Origin of the sequence: Halorhabdus tiamatea SARL4B (assembly GCF_000470655.1) — an archaeon.
GTDB classification, from domain to species: domain Archaea; phylum Halobacteriota; class Halobacteria; order Halobacteriales; family Haloarculaceae; genus Halorhabdus; species Halorhabdus tiamatea.
This window is the reverse complement of the sequence record NC_021921.1, coordinates 1,028,641-1,049,573: the sequence shown is the minus strand read 5'-3', so window position 1 is coordinate 1,049,573 and position 20,933 is coordinate 1,028,641. Positions and strand designations below refer to the sequence as shown.

The following is a 20,933-nucleotide window of genomic DNA, read 5'->3' as shown; positions in this document are numbered from 1 at the left end:
TGCGGCGCGCTTTGGATCAGCTCGGTCGAGGACGCCGAGAAGACGGACCGTGTCCCAGATCGAACCAGGACCACAGGACCGGTTTCATTCTCGCCAGGCTGTCCGTGGACGCCGTCTGTATACTCGTCACGATCGGTGGCTGGGATTGCAACGATCTTGGACGCACGATGTCCCGACCGGAACGTAGAGTTGCCGTCTTCTCGGGCGGTAGCGCTCTGTTACAGTCGGAGCTGCTGTGGGGCTTCTTGTCCAATATACCTGGATGGCACTGACTTCACAGCGTCAATGCCGCAACGATGCGTATGCTCACTGAACTCCCTCTGCCCGTGGGCTGTTTCGCCTCTTGATACTGCCGGCTGTACGTTCGTAACGATATTCGCCACACCGGGGTGGCGAATTCCGTCAGTCTGTTACAGCCGGCAGTATGAATCGTCTGGAGTCCAATATTGTGTGACTCGGTTCGGCTGTCCAGCACACGAGGATTTGGCTGCTTCTCGGTGTGGAGCGGATCTCCTGTTGTATCTTGGGCATCAGAACGCTGGGTCGTGACTGACAGCGCTCTCGTGAGCCGTCCAACATTGTTGTATTCTCTCGGCTCGAACGTGCCTCCTGTCGCACGCCCCTATATCGACTCGATCCGGGTGTGGTCACCCTCGACGGCGTCGGCGTCTTCCTCAAGCAAGGCGACGACGAGGTAGTCGGCGAACTCGCCGAAGTACTCGACGAGATCGGCGATCCGGGCGGAGTCGATCGCTTCCAGGGAATCCAGCAGCATGAACGGCACGGTCTCGTAGACTTCGTGGACCAGATACCCGGCCAGCGCGAACACCAGTCCGGTCACTTCGCGCTCGGACTCGCTCAAGTGGTCGACCGTGTCCTCGTAGGTCGTCCCCGAGGGCGTCGACCGGACGACGTGCAATTCGAAGAACGTCCTGATCGCTTTCTGGCGTCCCTCTTTTACTTCTCGTTGGGCTCGCTCGATCCAGATCCGATCTAAGTTGTCGTATTCGAGGACGCCCAGCACCGTCTCCATGTGGTCGTTGAACGCCTCGACGGCGTCTTTCTCGAGTGTTTCGACCCGCGTTCGGAGGTCGATGAGTTCGTCGGCGATGCGCTCGCGTTCGGCTTCCAGCTCGGACTGTTCGTCGATCCGGGACTCGATCGCCTCGATGTCGTCTTCGACGTCTTCGAGGTCCGTCTCCAGGCGGCCGAGTTCGTACTCGAGCTCGTTGGCCTCCTGATGGAGTTCGAGAATCTCGTCGAACTGCTCGGACTCGCGGTCCTCGACGGCTGCCTGCAGCTCTTTGACTGCTGTTTCCATCTCGGTGCGACGCTCCTGTAACGCTTCGATTCGGTCTTCCCGCTGGGCCAACTCGTCTTCGATCGCCGAGAGTTGGCGTTCGTATTCGCTTCGCTGTGTCCGTTGTCCCTCCAGCCGTTCCTTCTCTGCTTTCAGGTCGTCGAGTTCGTCGGCGAGTTCCCGTTTCGTTTCGAGTTTGTCTTCTCTGAGATTCCGCAGCTCCGCAAGGGTCGCCTCGATCTGTTCACGAGGGACCGTCGACCCACACGTCCAGCAGACCACGTTGTCGGTGAGGAGGTCCTCGGTGGTGTGTCCGTCCTCGGTCATCGCCTTGTAGACGTCCGTCCGCTCGCCGTCGAGCATCTCTTCGTTGAACCGGACGGTACTCTGCAAGGAGTTGATCTCGCTGTCCAGCCGTCGGCGCTGTTCGCGCAACTGACTGATATCGGCATCGAGGCGATCGATTTCGTCGTCCGGTGTCTCCGGCAGAGCCTCGAGTTCCGCTTCAATCGTCGCGCGATCCTGTTTGAGGGACTCGACGCTCTCGCGTTCGGTGTCCAGATCGTATCGGACGTCTTCGAGGGTGTTGCGCGCCTCCCGCAATTCGTCGAGTTTCGCTTCGAGCTGCTGCTGTTCCGTTCGCTGGGTCTGGACGTCCGCGTCTGCCGCGTCGATCTCCGCCTCCTTCGCCGTGAGGGCCTCCTGGGTCTCCTCGATCTCGTCTTCTAGTCGTGCCTTCTCGGCTTCGAGTTCTGGGAGCGTCTGCTTCCGTGCTTCGATGGCCTCTCTCTCCTCGTCGATGTCACTCTTCTCGGATTCGAGTCGGGATATTTCCGTTTTGATCTCCTCGAGGTCGACCGGTCGCATGATGACGTCCCGGAGATTCTGTTCGGTCGTTACCGCCTGACGTGCCTCGTTGGAGGCGAGCAGGAAGGCAAAGAGGTCTGCGAGTTCGGGATCCTCGAGATATGGGTCGCCGTCGAACTCAATGTGGTCAGCACGCCGGCGCAACTGCCGCTGGTAAGTCTGGCCGCCGATCGACAACGTCACCGCCGCGCTCTCGGCGTCCCGTTTCATCGCGACGTCTCGACTCCCGAGTCCGGCCATGATCGCCTGCAAGAAGGACGTCCGATTCGTCGCGTTCCGGCCGGCAAGCACAGTTACTCCCGGTTGTAACTCGACTGTCGTTTCGTCGATGCCCCCGATGTTACGCACTGAGACAGTCGCCTCAGCCTCTGCTTGTTGTTTCGAAGCCATACTTGATGTGCGTTTTCCTGTTCATATAATTGTTTTGGAACGTGTTACGTCGGCGATCCCTCGATGAGATCGAAGACATTGTATTGCTCGCCCGAGTCCGTATAGATGACCTGAATATCGACGACGACGTCGACGTCACCGTCGGGGACGATGTCCACCCGTTGTAACCCTTCGACTGTGTCCTGGGTAACCGCAGCCGAGCGGTCCTGGAGTTTCTGAATCCGCTCGATCGCGGACTCGCGACGCTGGTCGTCTGTCTGTTCCGGCTGTTCGACATCCCGGTATTTCCGCAGATACGTATGTACTGCCTGGTGGGTCACGAAGTCGCTCGTGACTGCCTCGACGTCCACCCCGTTTCTCTCGAGGCGACGTCTGCTGCGCGTCCGGACACCTTCGCTCACGTCGTCACTGGTCAACCGCTCGTAGACGCTCTCGACGTCGACGTCGAGCACACTCCTCTCACTCTGTTCGATCGCCGCCTCCAGAATTTCCCGATTGACGTAGGTCGCCAATTCGCGCAGACTCATGCCCCTCTCGTCGGTAGCGAGCCATCGCCGTTCTAGTTCGTCTCCAATGCCGAGATCATAGCTATCGATGACCCGGGCAACCTTGCTCCGTGGCTGCCCGCCCGACCGTCGCTCTTCGTCTTTGTCTTCAGTCATATTCTCGTCCACGTCTTCCTGCGTAAAATGTGTTCCCGTCGTCCGTCTTTTGACACGGTCCTTACAAACATACTATTGTAAGTCCTAGGGCCTTAGCCAGCACTGAGCGATCAAGCATACTGATTCTGTCTGATCGACGGCCAGTGGATTGCTGACCCGCTTGACGGAGATGGACGACAGGTGGGTGGTCGATAACGAGGTTTTTCTCTGATCGCAGGAATCAGTTCGTCACTCGGGAGGCTCTACTTTTGATGTTCAACAGGTACTGTCTGCTACAGATGAGCGTACGGGAAATGAACGTAGCGATGCTCTGATCCGTCCCTATTTTGTATCTTTCTGTGAGTCGAATAGCCGATCATATTCGGCCACAAACGACCGGATCTGTTTCTCCGTCGGCGGTTCACGTTCCCGCATGAAGACTCCGGCAACGGCGTGCGCGAGAACGAGCGATGCCTCATCAGTGAGTCCTTCCGTCATTCCCAGTGCCAGGCCAGTGTTAAAGTGGTCGTCGACGTTCGTGATCTGTACTGATCTCGGGCGGGGAGCACACGCCGTCAGAACTTCCTCCCCGTTTCCGAGTGCTGCTTCCAGCGGGGCGTGTACGACGAACTTCGAAACTTCCATCGCGTCCTGAAGAATCGTCGCCATGTCGCTCAAGGACATAGCCGCCTCTCCGCCGTCGATTTCGTTTGAAAAACTATCAGCTTGGGTTCTATTCGTCACTATGGTTACGTCCAATATATCACTTAGGTTTCTAATAGATTCGAGCCCGTTTTCGATTTCGGAGTCAGGAACGTCTTGAATGTCTCCCGGTAATACGAGTGCTTTCTCTGGCGGGTCCTCTAGCCGAGGCCACAAATCCATTCGTATTCCGTCCCAAATAGTCGGTAGCGAATTGAAATGCCCCCACGTCCCGAGAGCAATGAACTCCGCTCCGTCTACCTGTTCAGCAATCCGATCGAGGCTAAGCGTATTCCTAATGGTTTCCCAGTCAATGTTGGTCGGCGGAAGATCGGCGAGAATAAATTTCCCATCGTCAAATTGAACGTAGTCGGCGTACGTAGGACTACCAATACTGAAGATAGTCTGACCTTGATAGGCAGTTTTGAAAACTGGATGAATTGGCTTGCCGAAGTTTCCGACGAAGGCGAGTGAATAGTCAAGTTGATTGAATACTTCCCCCATGTGTCCAGTTATCCCCCCGGGGGTTGTCTCAGTCTGTGCCCACATCATTCCCGGCGGACTATCTTCCGCTTCGAATTCGATGATCGACTCACGGAACGAAGCGTATTCTTCCATCGGTCGATATTTCCCCGGCTCTAGTTGCTCCACAACGATCTCTCGCATTCGGTCGACAGTGGTGTCGATCCCGATTACTGCGTGACGATCGCCGAATGAGTTTGGAAGTTCTTCGCGACAGGCCTTGACGTAGTTGCGCGTTTCTGTGTCGAGCGAGTACAGCTCTCTGTGCTCGCGTTCGTAGACGGTGAGTCGTACTGCTTCGTAGTCCTCTTGTATCGCTTTCCACCCTCCCACTGAGACGGATTCCCGTTCGTTGGTGGCTGGTTCATCTACGGTGTCGAGTGTAAACGAAGCCCGAACGTCGAATTCGCTGAAATAGTACCCGCTCAATATGCCTCGCTTTGTGACTGCTTCACCGGTATCAGTATCGTAGCCCTCGAACTCGATTTCGAACGATTCGAGTGCTCGATCGGCAGTGACCTGCTTGAGATCCGCAAGACAGTCACGTACCCGAATGTATTGTGCTGGAAACGTAGGCAGTTCCGAAGTGTTCTGCGATGGATTCACTGGTTGGGCAATCGGCCAAAGTAAGTCCGAGAGGAACCGATCAAGCAACAGTCCGAGTTCGGGATTTGTGATGTAGAATCCTTGCTCTTGGGTCGGTTGCGTACTGATGAGTTCCGGCCAGTAGAAGCCGGTCTTTCGGTCGGCACAGACAATAAACGGTTCCGATGACGTGACGCCACGAACTTCATCGGCGAGTTCAGTAACGTCGTTGTCGAGAACAATGGAGTCGCCGTCAGAGATTTCAGGGTCGATTTCAGAGATGATCAATTTCGTCCGCACGTCCGAAGGTAGCTCGCTCAGGTCCTCACGGAACATGTCGAGTGCGTGGTGAGGGATTGTAAGAAAGAGGTCCATATCGGCTGTCGTGATTATCCGACGGATGTACTTTCGAATACTCGCTTCGCTCTTGAAGAGTGAAACACCCTCTTCAACCTCGTCAACCGCTTGATGGAGATCCTCGAGGAAGTTGCGAGTACGACGAATGCGATCTTGAATCGGAGACAGCGCTTTTTCCGGATCGACTGGATACGCTTGCTTCGGATACTCGTCGATTATTTCGACGAATCCACGTTCACGGAGTCTTTTGACGATATCGTAGATTCGTTGTCGAGGAACCTCACTCGCGTCGGACAGTTCGCTCATCGACTGTTTCCCACCACGAATAAGCGCCAGATACACGCTCGCTTCGTAAGGTGACATCCCCGCGTTCTCTTCGAGTATTTCCTGTGGAAGGATATCCCAATCACTCTTCGGATCGGACATTACATAATTATCAGCATGGTGTAGCATCAATCTTCTGATTGTCTTGCTTGAAGATGTCTGAGAGTGGCTTAATCCATGCACGTGCGTCGATGACTTAGTGTAGCATTCTCATTTTGATCGATGGTTCGAGCTGTTGGGGCCTCGACCATCCGCAACGCCAGATTCGCGATTTCGTCGTTCTTCAGTGCCACCGAGTGAAATGACACATCTATTAACATGGGCAAGGAAACAGATTTCACCAATAGAACTGATTTAATTTTTCGACTTTAGAATTACAACAATTTGTCTAAACCAATCCCGTCAAGTCACGCACTAAAATTTGCCACAGCTATAGTGAATCTTTTATTCCGATATCTATTCAATAGTATACTATGGTGTTTTGGCGGATTTGGCTAAGACAGGGCCGGAAACGATATAGTAGAGAGCTATTAATATAATTGCATACTAGCTCATCACGACCCATAATATGACAAGTACAGTAGGTAATATTCGGAGTAATCACAGATTACAAATCACACTCTTGCGCCATCGGCGGATTTTCCATCACGATCATACGTTTGTAATAGCTACTGTTCGGCCGCTGATTGGAGTTTGTAACAGGTGTAGTGTGTAGACAGAGGACGTGTCCAACGAGAAAGCGATGGCACTGAGAGATGCCATCGCGGGGTTTCGTGCGACAGAGTTCACCGGCTTCAGCGTGTGGAACATGGTAGTGGATATCGACAAAGTCGAGGCAGATGATCCTCAGACCATGGTCGAGGATCACGCCGCCTGTTGAGCGAAGATATTGTTGACGATGGCTTCGAGTTCAACGTCTGGAACGGTGTGCAGTTGTGTGGGGGTGTATTCGTCGGAGTACGTTCCACGAGTGGTGTCGGTGACGGCCTTGATGGATTCCTGATTGACAGCAGGTTGGAGGAATGTCTGGCGGACGATCCAAGAGTCGAAGCCGCAGCCTTCGACTCCAGGGATTGGAACCTCTGCGAACAGAACGAACACTACAGCTTCAAGCTCAGAGGCCGTAAGAACGGTGTCTGTGTGGCAGAAAACCCCACAATACCCATCCAGACGCTTTCTGGGAACCTAACTACGTCAGTTCTGACTACTGGCTGATTCAATGGGAACTACCGACAATACAACACCACAAGAAATATATATCCGTATTCAGAAGCAGTCATGTCATGACGATCCCTGTACCAGAAGATATTACCATAGGATTACTCAACGACGGATCCTTGAGTGAAGAACAGGCGGCATATTATCGGCTTCTCCTCCAACTCGGTTACAAAGTCGAAACAGTACTACTTGAAGAGTCCAACTCCGACTTAGCGACATACGATGTCCTGTGCTGGCACCGCGGAGAGACGATGGATGATTTCTCTAACGTAGGCGATGAGATCTTGACGCGAATATATGACTACGTGGACGCAGGTGGTGCTCTGCTTCTTACTCTCAATGCTGTTACTGCGGTCGGACGACTAGGGATCGACGCACGCCCACCAGATGATACCCCCAACGGTTCACAGACTGAATCTGGACTGCTCGTCAAGAAACTTCACGAGAATCATCCTATATTCGATGACCTCGATACGTTGCGACTCACGACACAACCCGGTCGCGACGGACTCGTGGGGACGTGCTATCAACGGTTTCTCCCCCGTGACGGAAACATGTTAGCGGGTCGGAGACAAAATGGGGAGGACAGGCCGAGACAGAAATCGATGTACGAATGGGAGGTTGGCGACGGTACTGTCGTCGGACTCGGAACTGACTGCTGGGTCGACGGTGTCTCGTCCGAACCATATCTCGGTGCGCTCGAATCCCTGTTCGACAACGTCATCGAGTACCTTGCGTCCTCAAATCCGGCTAGTCCCGCCGCTTATCCCTCAGATAGAGAAGATCTCGACGCGATGCGAACGCAACTCGCGAATGGCCAGCACCGGCCCCAGTATCACCTTACCGCGCCAGCGAACTGGCTAAACGATCCAAACGGCCTTGTCAAGTGGGACGGTGAATACCACGTCTTCTATCAGTACAACCCGGAGGGGCCGTTTCACGATACCATTCACTGGGGACACGCTGTGAGCGACGATCTCGTCACGTGGCGGGACGAACCGATCGCACTTGCGCCGGATCCAGGAAGCCCGGACGAAGACGGGTGCTGGTCAGGCTGCACCGTTGACGACGGTGGAACACCGACGTTCGTTTATACGGGTGTTAGCGATCGCGATCAGCTACCGTGCATTGCCACTGGAGACGACGAATTACGGGAGTGGACGAAAACCGACGGCAATCCGGTCATTACGTCTCCGCCCGAGACTTTAGATATATGCGGAACTGACGAGTGGGACGCTCATTTCCGTGACCACAACGTATGGCGCGACGATGACACCTGGTACCAGATCATCGGCGCTGGGATCGAAGACGTTGGTGGTACCGCGCTCCTGTATGAATCTAGTAACCTCATAGACTGGGAATATCACGGCCCGATCCTGACCGGCGATTGGCCGGGGGCAGGTCCGATATGGGAATGTCCAGAATTGCTTGACTTCGGTGAGAAGTCGCTTCTTCATGTGTCCAATTACAACGAAGTCATCTACTTCGTGGGCGAGTACAGTGACGGTTCGTTCGATGTCGACAAAAAAGGAACACTAGATCCCGGCAATTTCTACGCTCCACAGTCGATGAATACGGACGAGCGAACGATCATGCTAGGGTGGATCAAAGAAGCACGGAGCGACCGAGACCAGTGGGATGCGGGATGGTCGGGACTTCTTTCGCTTCCCCGAGAGGTGTCTCTCGAGTCGGACGGGGATCTAACGATCCGTCCCGTACCAGAGCTCGAACGGCTCCGGAGCGATCCGTATCGAGTAGATGGCATGACGCTCACCCCTGAATCGTCAAATCCCCTTGACGGCGTCGAAAGTCGGACGTGTGAAGTCAATCTCGAGTTCGACCCGGGGGATGCCGACGAAATCGGACTTACAGTGTTCCAGTCGCCGGCGAGCGAACCCAGAGAACAGACAGTGCTACGATACGCAGATGGGCAACTCGTCGTCGAACGGACACACTCAGTGCAGCCTACCGCCAACAGCGACACAGCGACGCACGAACAAGCCATTCCAGTATCGCCGCAAGCGGACGGGACGATCGAACTTCGCGTGTTCCTCGATCGATCGGTGATCGAAATCTTCGCGAACAGCCGACGCTGTCTGACGAGCCGGGTGTATCCCGCCAGCGAACGGAGCGATAACATGGAATTGTACGCCTTCGGCGGTGAAGCACACGTCGAACGAATCGATGTCTGGAAACTCGATGGCGGTGGCATGAACGACTCGGAGTAACCGGAAAACGACGATACGATCGCACGAGTACATCAATCGATCCTGACGTATGATGTCGAACGCGACGCCGACTCACACGAATTGACTGGCAATCGTCACGATGTCCGTTACCCAGTGAGGGCCAGCTGAGCCAGTTACCGATCCGTCGCTGCTCCTGAGACTCGTCACGTCCATCGCAGTGGTTGCCGAAGACAAATCCCTACGAGCAGGGGAGTCAACCGGCCATGTTTTGGTGACGCCTATCAGATGTCACCACTGGGAATAATTCGAACGATTTACCGCCCGTTTCGAAAACGGGTGTCGCACCGATCGCCCAACCTCTTTATTATTTTTCTACACAATTAACATATAGTATTTGCAAAGGATTTATATAGTAGTGGTGGGAACGAAAAATCATGGTCGATCAGACCAAAAAGACAGCCGACGATCTACAGAACCCGTACCGTCGTCGCATCCTGAAAGGAGTAGGGATGGTTGGCATCGCAGGTCTTGCCGGTTGTATGGGTGAGAAGGGAACCACCACTACAGGCGGTGGTGGAACCTCTGACGAGAACACAACCCAGACTGAAAATGGGGGAGATGAAAAGAGTCGGACAGATCAGCATTTCAGGATCATGATGGGAGGTTCCCGGCCGGACCAGGGCAACTGGAATCCGTACGGGAAAGATTACATTGGCGGCAGAATCGGGTCCCAGATCTGGGAAGGGCTGACCATGCGGGACTACGGTGGCAACTATCATCCCCAGGTCCTCACCAATTGGACGTTCCCCGACCCCATCAAAAGCGGCGAGAAAATCACGCTGGAAATGTCCGACGAGTACACCTGGACGGACGGAACGGACCTTACTTCGGAAGATCTCGTCGCTCAGCTCGAAATGGAACGTATCGACAACTGGGCGTACTGGGACTTCCTGTCCGGCGTCCAGGCGGTCGACGATTACACGGTCGAATTGACGATCGACAAAAGAGTCGACCCGAAGATTCTCAAGAATGGTCTGTTCCAATTCCAGGGCTACCATGCGGTGAACTTCAAAAAAGACGTCTTTGGAGAGTATCTGACAGACATCAAGGAATCGACGACCGACGAAGAGGAAAACAAGGCACGCCAGAAACTCTCTAATTACCAGATTGCCGTACACGAGGCAAACGATCTCGGACTTGGACTTGGTCCGTTCGGAAAATACTCCGCCGCGAGTACGTCGAAGATTGTACTCGAGAAATACGAGGATTATAGTAGTCCGCTCATCGACGCTATTGATATCCCGTATGACTACGTCGACGGGTTGCCGGTCGACTCGCCACAGCAAAAGATCAGGGCGATGAAAAACGAGCGGCTCGACGCGACGACCAACGCTGCTATGACGAAAGACCAGCTACAATCTCTCCCGGACCATTACAATTCGTTCCCCGAGTCGGGACACGATGGCGGGGTATTTGTTTTCAACTGTCGGAACTCCCCGCTCGACAACCAGAAGGTCCGGTGGGCGCTTTCGAACGTCTTCAGCGCGAACCACGATCTTCTTCTTCAGAATCTCGCGTATGCACCCGAGATGAAACCGAAGGTGGAGCCGAACGTCGGGATCGGTGGACCGGAACTCATCGACAAGTGGCTCGGCGACGTGAAAGATCAGTTCATGTGGCACGACGGCGGCACGGAGCGAGCCGCAGAATTGCTCAGTGAAGAAGGGTTCACCCGGAAGAACGGACAATGGTACAAGCCCAACGGCGACCGGTGGGAACTCACGATCAAAGGGGCGACATTCCACAAAAACCGCACGCAGACGCTCGCGACAATTCTCAAGCAGTTCGGTATCGCTGCCCAGCCTGTCGTTGAAGAGAACTCCGTCTGGTTTGGCAAGACCATTCCCGAAAACAATTACGATATCACGCATTGGTGGGGCGCTCAAGCGACGCCGATCCCCTATTTCGGCCTCCAGCAGATGCTTGTGGCCAATGCGCCAAAGTCGGCGTACTTAAACGGGGTTCCCTCTGAAGCCGAGTGGGAAGAAGAGAAGACGGAAGGGCTCGTCATCAAGCTCCCCCCGATCGGCGAGCAGAACGGTCGACTCGAATCGTTCGACATTAACGCGAAGATCGAGACGCTAGGAACGGCGCAGTCGGAGGAAGAAAAGCGTCCGCTGATCCAGCAACTCACGTGGGCTTGGAACTGGATGGACGCGTACTGGGGCCCCTGGTTGATGTATCGCCCGTCGATGTTCTGGAGTGAGAAAAACTGGAAGTGGCCATCGGAAGATAGCGACATGATGAAGACGAAAAGCGTGAGCTTCTGGCCGACGCGCAACGGTGAGCCCCAGCCACGGTAGGAACGATAGCCAATCGATTCGGTATTTTGGGTACACGCCCGTACTAAATTACATATGCCGAACGACGTATTTCTAGCCGCAGACAGTCTACCGGCCGCCAAATCAACGTCGTACTCTCACGTCCCCCGGAGCATGGTAGCTGATACTGACCTGTGAACGAATCGCACCATTTATGTGGAAGCCTGGTGAGGTTTTTGCATGGCATTACCGTTCCGAGAGCGGTTCTGGAAAACAGTCTGTAGTGCAGAGCGCACGTTCCTGTTCCTTTTTATATTCACATTCACACTAGTCGTCGTCGCTCTCATCACGATGCCGGCGCTCGAGCCGGGTACCGGGGCGTGGGTCGTAATGCAGTTCGATCTCGCAATCTTCGGGGTGCTACTCGTTTTCGTCTCTCTCATCCTGTGGACGTGTCGTAGTCGGCGAAAACGATCAAACAGTAAATCTGAGGGCGACTCGAAGCAGTAGTGTCTTCAAAGGAACTAGCTAGCCAGAGCGTACAACCAGTATCGAAACGACACCAATCAGCTACACTCGTCGATCCTCTAATTATCGGCGAGAGAAGTTGTAACATATTGGTCGTGTCGCAAAGTCCTCTAGAGTTCAGTAACTGACTCCCCTGAGGAAGGGGACGCCTCTGGTGTCCACTCCGAGAGGTGCCCCATGCACGCCACAATCGACGTGCGGTTGACCGTTAGCATCGACGACGACAAAACGATACCGCTGGCCACGCTTGCCGAGTTCATCACCGATCAGAACATCGAATCAGTTCTTCTCGAAGGACTCGTCGAGAGCCTCGACGCGGCTCGCGTCGAGGCGCTCTGTGGTGAAAAACACGCCCACGGCAACGGTGACCAGCGCTACCAACGCGCCGGTACCGATACCCGCACGGCCGTCACAACCGCCGGTGAGCACGAATTCGACCTTCACTACGTCGAAGATACCGCCGCTGACCACGACGAACCCAGCTACTTCCGCCCCGTCGAAGATGTTCTTAGCTTCGACGGAGAAAACCGTTATCAGCAGGACATTGCGGCCAAGAGCGTCGATCTCGCTACCTCGCTCAGCTATCGTGACGCCGCTGACCACGGCGACGGCATCCTCTCGGAGATGCCGTCGCCGACCACGATCAACCGCCGCGCCAGAGAATACGGCAGCAAGCTCAAACAGTTCCTTCCAGACTGTGTCGCTGACACAGACGCTGATGCGGTTATTCCTGACGCCACGAAGTGTCACAGTCAAGACGACGACCGCTCGTACCACTCCGTCCAAGCCACGCTCGGCAAAGATACTGCCGAGGAGTCCCGCTCCCTGCTGGATCTCTCGGTCAACGCTGACTGGGACGAGACAGCCGCCGACCTCGACGACATCGACGCAGTCACTGACGACGCGACGGTCGTCAGTGACGCTGAGGAGGGTATGGTCACGGCCTTTACCGACGAAAATCGCAATCACCAACTTGATCTCGTCCACGTCGGCCGAACACTGGACTACAACCTCTGGGACGACGGCGTGTTCTCCTTGGATCGACGAAACGAGATCGTCTCGGAGGTGATCGACGAGGTGTTCCATCTGAAGAATTCGGTCGCCAAGCACCGGCCGGAAGAGGAGTTCGCGGCGATCCGCGAGCGGATCGCGCGAACGACCGAGCGTATCGAGAAGACAGCGTGGCAGTTGGATCAGTACGGGTCAGAGAAGGCTGCGGGGTATCTTCGGCGGTGGGTGCCGTCGATCGTGACGTTTGCCGAGCAGGCTGTCGAGGGGTTCGAGGTGCCGTGGACCTCGAACCCCGTCGAACGGCTGATGGGCGAAGTCAGCAAGCGATGCAAGAACCAGTGGATGCGCTGGACAACGGAGGGATTAGAGGCGATACTCCAGCTTCGGCTGGTGAAGTACGCTGATCCAGAGCACTACCAGGCGTTCCTTGATGAACTGCTCCAGCGATCGACCAAAACAGCAATGAGCTGTGACCTCTCAATTGAGAGTACCAGAGGCAAACTCTAGACCGCTTTGCGACACGACCAACATATTGTATCCCGCCTCGAAACAGGCACAATCTGGTGTGTTGAATAGCGATCTAATCGACGGATATCACGGATTAGCAAGCGGAGACGAGGAAATCCCCTCTGACCGATGGAAGTCGATCTCCTCGACTTCGTGCAACAGTGTCGGCACTGAGTCAAACAAGGTTGGAGAAGCACGCGGGCGAGCCCGCCAGCGGCGGGTTCGCCCGCTGGAAACACGTCGTGCTGCACTATCGGTACTTCCCAACCGACGTAATCAGCTGAATTGAATCGGCGAATTGACCACGAGAAAATGTCTGGATCGGGATGTGTTCAGCATACCAGATCCAGACGGGTACCTTTCGGCGGCAGATGTCAAAGACGTAGCGGAAGAAGTCGTTGCTCCACTCCCGTTGCCGGGTGTCGAGGGGAGCCCCCTCGACCCCGGCGACATCTGGCTTGTCGTCATCTTGGCTTGCGTCAATCAGACATCGATTTGGGAAACCTGCAACGACACCAACGGAACACCGTGTGACGACACTGTCTTCACATGGCTCCATACCCTTGACCGGCACTGGCTTGAGTTCGTCGCTAACCGTCTACTCGGACAGCTCGCTATGACGATTCTCGACCCTGACCGGTCGAGAATCGTCTCCATCGACTTCATCGACAATCCCTACCACGGCGAGCACTACGCCGACGACGGCGAACTCTGTTCGATGGCTCCAAAGGACGGGACGACTACCTGCCACCGCTATTGCACGGCGTACGTCGTCTCCAACGAGAAGCCGGTGACGCTGGCGATGACGTACGTCCGCAGCGACGAAGATGAGGCCGACGCGGTCGAGCGCGTGCTCGCCCGCGTCGAGAATCACCCCTTCGAGATTGACCTGCTACTTGCTGACAGCGGCTTCTACAACGAACGCGTCATCCGCCGTGCACGTGATATCGCCGCAACGGTCGTCCATGTTCCAAAGAAGGGCGAACGCATGAAGGACAAACTCGACGTCCACAAGTCGTACATGACGACCTATCGCATGTACAAGGACAGCGAGCGGGAACTGCGCTTCCCGCTCGCGGTCGCCGTCTCCTATCAGAACGGTGACCGAGGCAAGCACGGCGAAGTTGTTCGTGGCTACGTCGCCTGCGGCGTGACTGATCGCTCGGCCAAACAGGTCGAACGCCTCTACAGGAAACGCTCAGGCATCGAAACGACCTATCGGTTGCTCCGGCAAGCACGCGGGATCACGACGACGCGTGATCCCGTCGTGCGGTTTGCGATCATGTTGGTCGCAGCATTGTTGGAGAACCTGTGGCTCGTTCTCAGGTGGGCGGTCGTCGCCCGCCCGCGACGGGGCGGGCGCGACCTGCCCGAAGAGTTCACGTTCAAGACGTTCCGTGACTGGATTCGGCACGAGCTGGAAGAGGAGTTACGCCGGCAGTGGAAGATCAAAGCGAATGAGGTTGGCGTGCCGGCATCACAGGCAGCGGCCGCGGGCTGACCGGGGTCAGCCCACGGCCTGCCCGTTTGGCGGTGAGCGACAGCTGTCGGCAGACACCGTCGAGATTTGGTTGCCATCGTCTGTTTGGAGCGGTGGATCGGAACCGTCTCGATCTACACCGCGGGAGCAGCCGAAACTGACAGTCAAATCATACAGAAAGTGACTGTTTCGCGCCGTTCAGACAGGCCCCTCTCGACTCGTTCGGGAAGTAACGACTATCTTCGCCTCGAAGACGGCCACAGCTACCGAGAAACGCCGAATCGGATGAAGTACATACCGGAGTTCGTGACGTCCTCGGCTTGGGTCGAGACGATCTGCCTGACTTCACCACGCTCTACAAATCGCTCGACCGGCTGAATATGTGGGTGTGGCGGGTGTTGCTGCGCATCTCCGCGCAGCAACACCCCCAGACTGGCCACGTCGCAATGGACAGCACGTTCGATGCAACAAAGCCTCGCAGTACTACCGCCGGCGTCGTGGCTAGTCAAAATGGTCAAGGCGATAACGCTGACCGATACAGAGTCGTTGGGGGTGCTGGATGTCCACTGCTGTATCGAATGTGACCACAATACGGAGGCCGAGGTTTGTCCGCCGGAATGCTGCGGTCTGCAGGCCGTGGCCGCCCACAACGGCTTTTCAAGACTGGCACACCGAATACGAGATCGCTGCACTGGACATCAACTATCTTGTTCACTACCACGGTTCAACAGCAGAGGCAACTGCCAATAACGCTCGCATTCGGACAAAAGACTACGTAGCGATGGATCGCAGAAACCTCCCATTCGAGGGTCAAGCGAATGCACGACTCCGACCTGCGTTCACGGTTCTGGTACCGGTAGTTACCTGAGATCGTCCTCCTGTTCGCCCTCAACAATCTCCGGAGGCTCACCAGAACGCTGTGATCCCGCTTCCGACCCGTATTATCAATAAAATATATTTTCAAAATGCTTTCATGATAAACCACAATATTTATGTGGTTCGAGTATCGACAGATGGTCATGCGGGGAAATCCGCAAGGTCATCCAACAGAGGGCTATAAAAAATGAACTATTTTATAAAACGAATTTCACGTTCCGGATTCACGTTCTTCGCAGTCATTACGATAACTTTCGGCCTCTCCCGACTGATGCCAGGGGGGCCGGTAGATTACATTCGGGCACAGGTCCGGCAAAACAATCCTGGAGCCACCCAGGATCAGATCAATGCGATGGTCCAGACATACATTAGCATAAAGCCGGACAAACCGGTGTGGCAACAGTATATCGACTATATGGCACAGATCCTCAACGGGAATTTAGGGGAATCCGTCTATTACGGGCGACCAGTAGCAGACATCTACGCGGAAGCTATTCCGTGGACGCTTTTCATCATGGGCTCGGCGCTTTTCATCTCGTTTCTCATCTCGGTAACGCTCGGGGCGCTAATCGCCTACGAACAGGGAACACGTTTCGATTTTATTTCGAGTACTATTTCAATCGTGTCGAATTCAGTCCCGTACTATATCATGGCGATCGTTCTGATTGCGATTTTCACCACGAAGTTAGGTTGGCTTCCAGCTAACGGCGCTGTGGCCATCGATAAGACGCCCGGTTTCAATCTCCCGTACGTCGTCAGTCTGCTTAAGCATGCTCTCCTTCCAATTCTATCCGTCGTTCTTGTGGGGTTTGGCGGGCGGACGCTCCAGATGCGTGGAAACAGTATTCGGGTTCTTGGCGAAGACTACATCCGGGTCGCTCGGCTCCGGATGCTCCCGACCCATCGGATCGCGCTACGGTACGTCGCTCACAACGCCATCCTTCCGATCTATACTGGATTCGTCATTCAGATTGCCGGCGTCTTAGGTGGTTCGGTGATCCTCGAGACAATATTCCAGTATCCCGGAGTTGGGTACTATTTCTTCGCTTCTATCGACATACCAGACTATCCACTAATGATGGCAGGGTTCATGATCATCTCGCTTGCGATTGTGATAGCGGTCACTGTCGCGGACCTAACTTACGGCTTAGTTGACCCTCGCGCCAGTGCTGGAGGTGATGCCAGTGAAGCCTACTGAGACCCGGGCTGACGGCGGTACGCCGGAAATTCCTCTCACAGAGGTGTCCGAGGAGGAAGTCACGGCTTCCGATCGGCTTGGAACGTGGTTCGCTAAACGCTTCGATACATTCAGGGTAGCTTGGGAAGACTGGCGGTTCAAGACCGGACTCTTCGTCCTCGGTATCTTCGTGCTCCTGGGGACTGTCGGCGTTCGGGTCTACCCGGAACCGACGATGACTGTCGGTGTCAAGTGGGTCGAACCGTTCCAGTCTCTCACCTATCCTTTCGGGACAACCCAGTACGGACAGGGTATCTTCGCGATGCTCGTCCACGCCACCCCGACGATGCTAGAGATGGTGGTAGGTGGTGCAATCTTCGCGACGGGAGTCGGGACAATTGTCGGAGTTACCGCCGGGTACAAGGGGGGACGCGTCGACAGCGTCATGACGACGATAACTGACATTGCTATGATGCTTCCGGCGCTTCCACTCATTATCGTCATCTCTTCTATTTTCGAACCACAGCGGGCCTTCATCGTCGGAATTCTGGTGTCGATCAACGCGTGGGCCGGCGGAGCACGAGCCCTTCGGTCGCAAGTGCTCACGATCCGTGAAGACTCGTACGTCGAAGCGTCGCGAATCATGGGTGTCCCGACAAGCAAAATTCTCGCGACGGACATCGTGCCGCAACTGCTGCCACTCATCCTCGTCAATCTGGTAATGGCGGGACGAGCGGTCATCTTCAATGCGGTCGCGCTTTACTTTCTGGGCGTGTTGCCCTACACGACTGTCAACTGGGGCGTCATGCTCAATCTCGCATACGAGTCCGGGGCAGTCACGACGCCACGAATATTCTACACGATCGCATTCCCGCTCGCAACGATTGTTCTGTTCTCCTGGGGGCTCATCATGCTAGCCCAAGGACTCGATCGAGTCGTGAATGTCCGCGTCCGTGCAGAGACTCCGGAAGAATACGAATAGACGACAATGGAGGAAAACAAATGAGTAAAAACGGAATCCAATCCGACCAGACGCTGACCGAACAGGACCGGCAAGTGACGAATACGGCGGGATCAGTGACCGACCCTATTCTCGAAGCCCGGGATGTGAGAGTGTCTTTCGACATGGCACGTGGCGAGTCTCGCGTCCTCAACGACGTCTCCATCGACGTCGAGCGCAACGAGGTGCTGGGCGTCGTCGGTGAGAGCGGCAGTGGCAAGTCGATGTTCGCGTCGGCACTCCTCAACGCTGTCGTTGATCCGGGACGGCTCTCCGGTGAGGTCCACTATCACCCGCAGTCGGGAGAATCGATCAACCTCGCGAATGCGACGCCAGAGGAGTTGAAACGCTACCGGTGGAAAGAAATCTCGATGGTGTTCCAGGGTGCGATGAGCTCGTTCAATCCGGTACAGAAGATTTGCGCGCACTTCGAGGAGACGCTCCGCGCTCACCAGTACGACGTGCAATCGGGTATGGAACACGCACGACAACTCCTCTCGGATCTCTATCTCGATCCCGAGCGCGTGATGGAGTCGTATCCCCACGAGCTAAGCGGCGGGATGCAACAGCGTGCGCTTCTCGCACTGAGTCTCGTCCTCGAACCCGAAGTAATCGTGATGGACGAGCCGACTGCTGCGCTCGACTTGCTGATGCAGCGGTCGATCTTGAGTCTTATTTCGGATTTACAGGAGACATATGACCTTACTGTGGCATTCATTACACACGATCTACCGCTTGTCGCTGGACTCGCGGATCGTCTTGGCGTCCTCTATGCGTTCGAGTTTGTCGAGGTGGGGCCGACTCGAGAGGTAATTAAAAATCCCGCGCACCCGTACACGCGTGAACTGCTGAATTCTGTGCCGAATCTCGACACTCCACTCGATGAGATGACGACCATCGCGGGATCGAGTCCCGATCCTGTCAACTTACCATCGGGATGTTCATACCACCCGCGCTGTCCGTTCGCTGACGAGGAGTGCCGGGCAGAACATCCGGAGTTCGTACAGGTCGAGAACGATCACGACGCCGCGTGCTTCCACATCGACGAAGCACGTGACGAGATCCATCTTGCGTACGATGAAGATCAAAGCGGCACTCGCGAACGCGTCTATGGAATGCAATCGGAACAACCAGTTATCTCACTGCAGGATCTCAGCGTTCACTTTGAAGAGAATCAAGGGCTTTCGAACCTGTTTGACACTCCGGGTATAGTGAAAGCGGTCGACGGAGTAAATCTCGACATCTACGAGAACGATGTCGTCGCCCTTGTGGGTGAATCGGGATGCGGGAAAACCACACTGGGGAAAACTGCGATCGGGGTGCAGCGGCCCACTGGTGGCAGCGTCAAGTATCGAGACGACGACATTTGGGAGGTCCGAGACGGCAACCGCGACGACGTGTCTTGGAACGAGATTCGAAAGTCGCTCCAGATCATTCACCAGGACCCGGGAGAGTCACTCAATCCGAACCGAACTGTCATGAAGATCCTGGAGACCCCACTTAAACAGGCCCAATCCGAGCTCAGTTACAAGGATCGACACGCCAGGATTTACGGGATGCTCGAATACGTCGGACTGACGCCGCCGGAAGACTACGCCGAACGCTATCCACACCAGCTAAGTGGCGGTGAGAAACAGCGGGTCGCGCTTGTTCGTGCGCTATTTATGAATCCGGATATGATACTTGCTGATGAAGCCGTGTCAGCTCTGGACGTCTCACTCCGTGTCGAGATGATGGATCTCATGCTGGAGCTCCAGGATCTGTTCAACACCTCGTACCTCTTTATCAGTCACAACCTCTCGAACGCCCGGTATCTCGCCGGCACGGTCGGCGGTCGCATTGGGGTGATGTACCTCGGGAAAATCGTCGAAATCGGTCCTGCCGAAGAGATGATCCAGAACTCACAGCATCCCTATACGAAGATCCTAAAGTGGTCGACGACGAACATCGATCCCGACCAAGAACCCGCCGAGGAACCGCCGATTCGCGAGATCGACATTCCGGACCCGATTGACCCGCCGAGCGGCTGTCCGTTCCACACCCGGTGTCCAAAGGCCCGCGAAGTCTGTACGGAAGAAGTACCGGACATTGACGAGAGCGCGGACCACGGTGTTGCGTGTTTCCGCACGGACGAAACCCACGAATACTGGAACAGCGACCCCCTCGAAGACATTGAACCCGATCAGGAGGTGTTCAACGATGATTGAACGGCACGCAGTAAATTGCCGCTGCAAAGATGTGGCGTTGACGCCTAGTCCAGACAGACAGATCCGCGAACCCACCGGAGGCGAGTAACTATGCCTCGAGAACTTGGCCAGTCGTCGACCGCGATCGAGAAACAATCGGCTGACCGTGACACAGTCGGGAAGGTGAAGCGCTTTCTCGAAACGTACACGTGGGTGCTGTATGTCATCGCGTTCGCTCTTGTCCACTTCGTCATCGGCTACGGACTCGACGTGTGGGCGGGACCGATGACACCGGAGACGCAACTGTTGCACGAGATCTCGGGCATTTTCATGGCCGTCGGCATCATTCTGGGGTTTGTCTTGGTCGTCATCGGGATCATCTGGGCCGTCCTCGTGTACAAGGAATCGCGAATCCGGTGACGGCGTTCGGCGTCTGAGTTCACTGTCGTCGATTATTCTGATCGCGGAGACGACGAATCCCGACAGACCTGGCTGCACCAGACAGCGAAGATACGGAATAGCAGAATGGTTTCTTTGCACTGTCTCGAATCGGTGAAGGGAGCCACTGTCCGAATCTGAAGCTGTCACTGCTCTACAGTTTGCAGTACGTCGTAGCAGGCCCCCAGCGGATGGTAGCCAATTTTGACCTCGGGTGTTGAGTCGATGTCGTCGGGAACATCGTTATCGCGGGTGAGCTTGAAGTGCCAGTTTCCGTACTTCTGATTCACCATGTTGTTCCACGCGTAGGTCCA

14 protein-coding genes and 2 pseudogenes are annotated in these 20,933 nt (G+C 55.4%); 12 read left to right on the top strand and 4 right to left on the bottom strand.

Annotated elements, in window-relative coordinates:
* Positions 1-622: 622 nt before the first annotated feature.
* The 3 genes from HTIA_RS05260 to HTIA_RS05250 form a co-directional block, all read right to left on the bottom strand.
* The gene (locus HTIA_RS05260) at positions 623-2,557 is read right to left on the bottom strand and encodes an archaea-specific SMC-related protein (protein WP_008523899.1); all 1,935 of its coding nucleotides are present in this window, start codon (positions 2,555-2,557) and stop codon (positions 623-625) included.
* Between the two features lie 44 nt (positions 2,558-2,601).
* Positions 2,602-3,219: a rod-determining factor RdfA gene (rdfA, locus tag HTIA_RS05255; protein WP_008523900.1), complete on the bottom strand. Its 618-nt coding sequence runs from the start codon at positions 3,217-3,219 to the stop codon at positions 2,602-2,604.
* A 321-nt stretch (positions 3,220-3,540) separates the two neighbouring features.
* Positions 3,541-5,790: a TrmB family transcriptional regulator gene (locus tag HTIA_RS05250; protein ID WP_008523901.1), complete on the bottom strand. Its 2,250-nt coding sequence runs from the start codon at positions 5,788-5,790 to the stop codon at positions 3,541-3,543.
* A 622-nt stretch (positions 5,791-6,412) separates the two neighbouring features.
* Here HTIA_RS05250 and HTIA_RS16620 point away from each other — a divergent pair.
* The 12 genes and pseudogenes from HTIA_RS16620 to HTIA_RS05200 all read left to right on the top strand — a co-directional run bounded on the left by HTIA_RS16620 (position 6,413) and on the right by HTIA_RS05200 (position 20,601).
* Positions 6,413-6,568 (top strand): hypothetical protein, encoded by a 156-nt coding sequence (locus tag HTIA_RS16620; RefSeq protein WP_020936106.1) that lies wholly within the window; start codon positions 6,413-6,415, stop codon positions 6,566-6,568.
* Complete coding sequence (locus HTIA_RS16615) at positions 6,565-6,903, top strand: hypothetical protein (protein WP_158413117.1); 339 nt, start codon at positions 6,565-6,567, stop codon at positions 6,901-6,903. The genes HTIA_RS16620 and HTIA_RS16615 overlap by 4 nt, the downstream gene beginning before the upstream one ends.
* A gap of 68 nt (positions 6,904-6,971) precedes the next feature.
* On the top strand, positions 6,972-9,134 hold the full coding sequence (locus HTIA_RS05240; RefSeq protein ID WP_020936105.1) for a GH32 C-terminal domain-containing protein: 2,163 nt from the start codon (positions 6,972-6,974) through the stop codon (positions 9,132-9,134).
* Between the two features lie 395 nt (positions 9,135-9,529).
* Positions 9,530-11,458 (top strand): ABC transporter substrate-binding protein, encoded by a 1,929-nt coding sequence (locus HTIA_RS05235; protein ID WP_021029729.1) that lies wholly within the window; start codon positions 9,530-9,532, stop codon positions 11,456-11,458.
* Positions 11,459-12,121: 663 nt separating this feature from the next.
* On the top strand, positions 12,122-13,462 hold the full coding sequence (locus HTIA_RS05225) for an ISH6 family transposase (protein WP_008524214.1): 1,341 nt from the start codon (positions 12,122-12,124) through the stop codon (positions 13,460-13,462).
* A 129-nt stretch (positions 13,463-13,591) separates the two neighbouring features.
* Positions 13,592-13,713 (top strand): annotated as a pseudogene (locus HTIA_RS17400) (IS5/IS1182 family transposase); the annotation flags it as partial.
* A 77-nt stretch (positions 13,714-13,790) separates the two neighbouring features.
* Positions 13,791-14,963, top strand: a complete 1,173-nt coding sequence (locus HTIA_RS05220; protein ID WP_021029645.1) for an ISH3 family transposase — start codon at positions 13,791-13,793, stop codon at positions 14,961-14,963.
* 222 nt (positions 14,964-15,185) lie between these two features.
* Positions 15,186-15,444, top strand: a pseudogene (locus tag HTIA_RS17505) (IS5/IS1182 family transposase); the annotation flags it as partial.
* A 645-nt stretch (positions 15,445-16,089) separates the two neighbouring features.
* Positions 16,090-17,016 carry an ABC transporter permease gene (locus HTIA_RS05215; RefSeq protein ID WP_008526856.1) on the top strand — a complete coding sequence of 309 codons (927 nt, stop codon included), beginning with the start codon at positions 16,090-16,092 and terminating at the stop codon, positions 17,014-17,016.
* Positions 17,003-17,977: an ABC transporter permease gene (locus HTIA_RS05210; RefSeq protein ID WP_198408537.1), complete on the top strand. Its 975-nt coding sequence runs from the start codon at positions 17,003-17,005 to the stop codon at positions 17,975-17,977. The genes HTIA_RS05215 and HTIA_RS05210 overlap by 14 nt, the downstream gene beginning before the upstream one ends.
* Positions 17,978-17,997: 20 nt before the next feature.
* Positions 17,998-20,202, top strand: coding sequence for an ABC transporter ATP-binding protein (locus HTIA_RS05205; protein ID WP_008526858.1), 2,205 nt, complete (start codon positions 17,998-18,000; stop codon positions 20,200-20,202).
* 90 nt (positions 20,203-20,292) lie between these two features.
* Entirely contained in the window at positions 20,293-20,601 is a 309-nt protein-coding gene (locus HTIA_RS05200; protein WP_008526859.1) for a hypothetical protein, read from the top strand.
* A gap of 164 nt (positions 20,602-20,765) precedes the next feature.
* Here the strand turns inward: HTIA_RS05200 and HTIA_RS05195 are convergent, their stop codons facing one another.
* The gene (locus HTIA_RS05195) at positions 20,766-20,912 is read right to left on the bottom strand and encodes an N-acylglucosamine 2-epimerase (RefSeq protein WP_148290928.1); all 147 of its coding nucleotides are present in this window, start codon (positions 20,910-20,912) and stop codon (positions 20,766-20,768) included.
* Between the last annotated feature and the right edge of the window lie 21 nt (positions 20,913-20,933).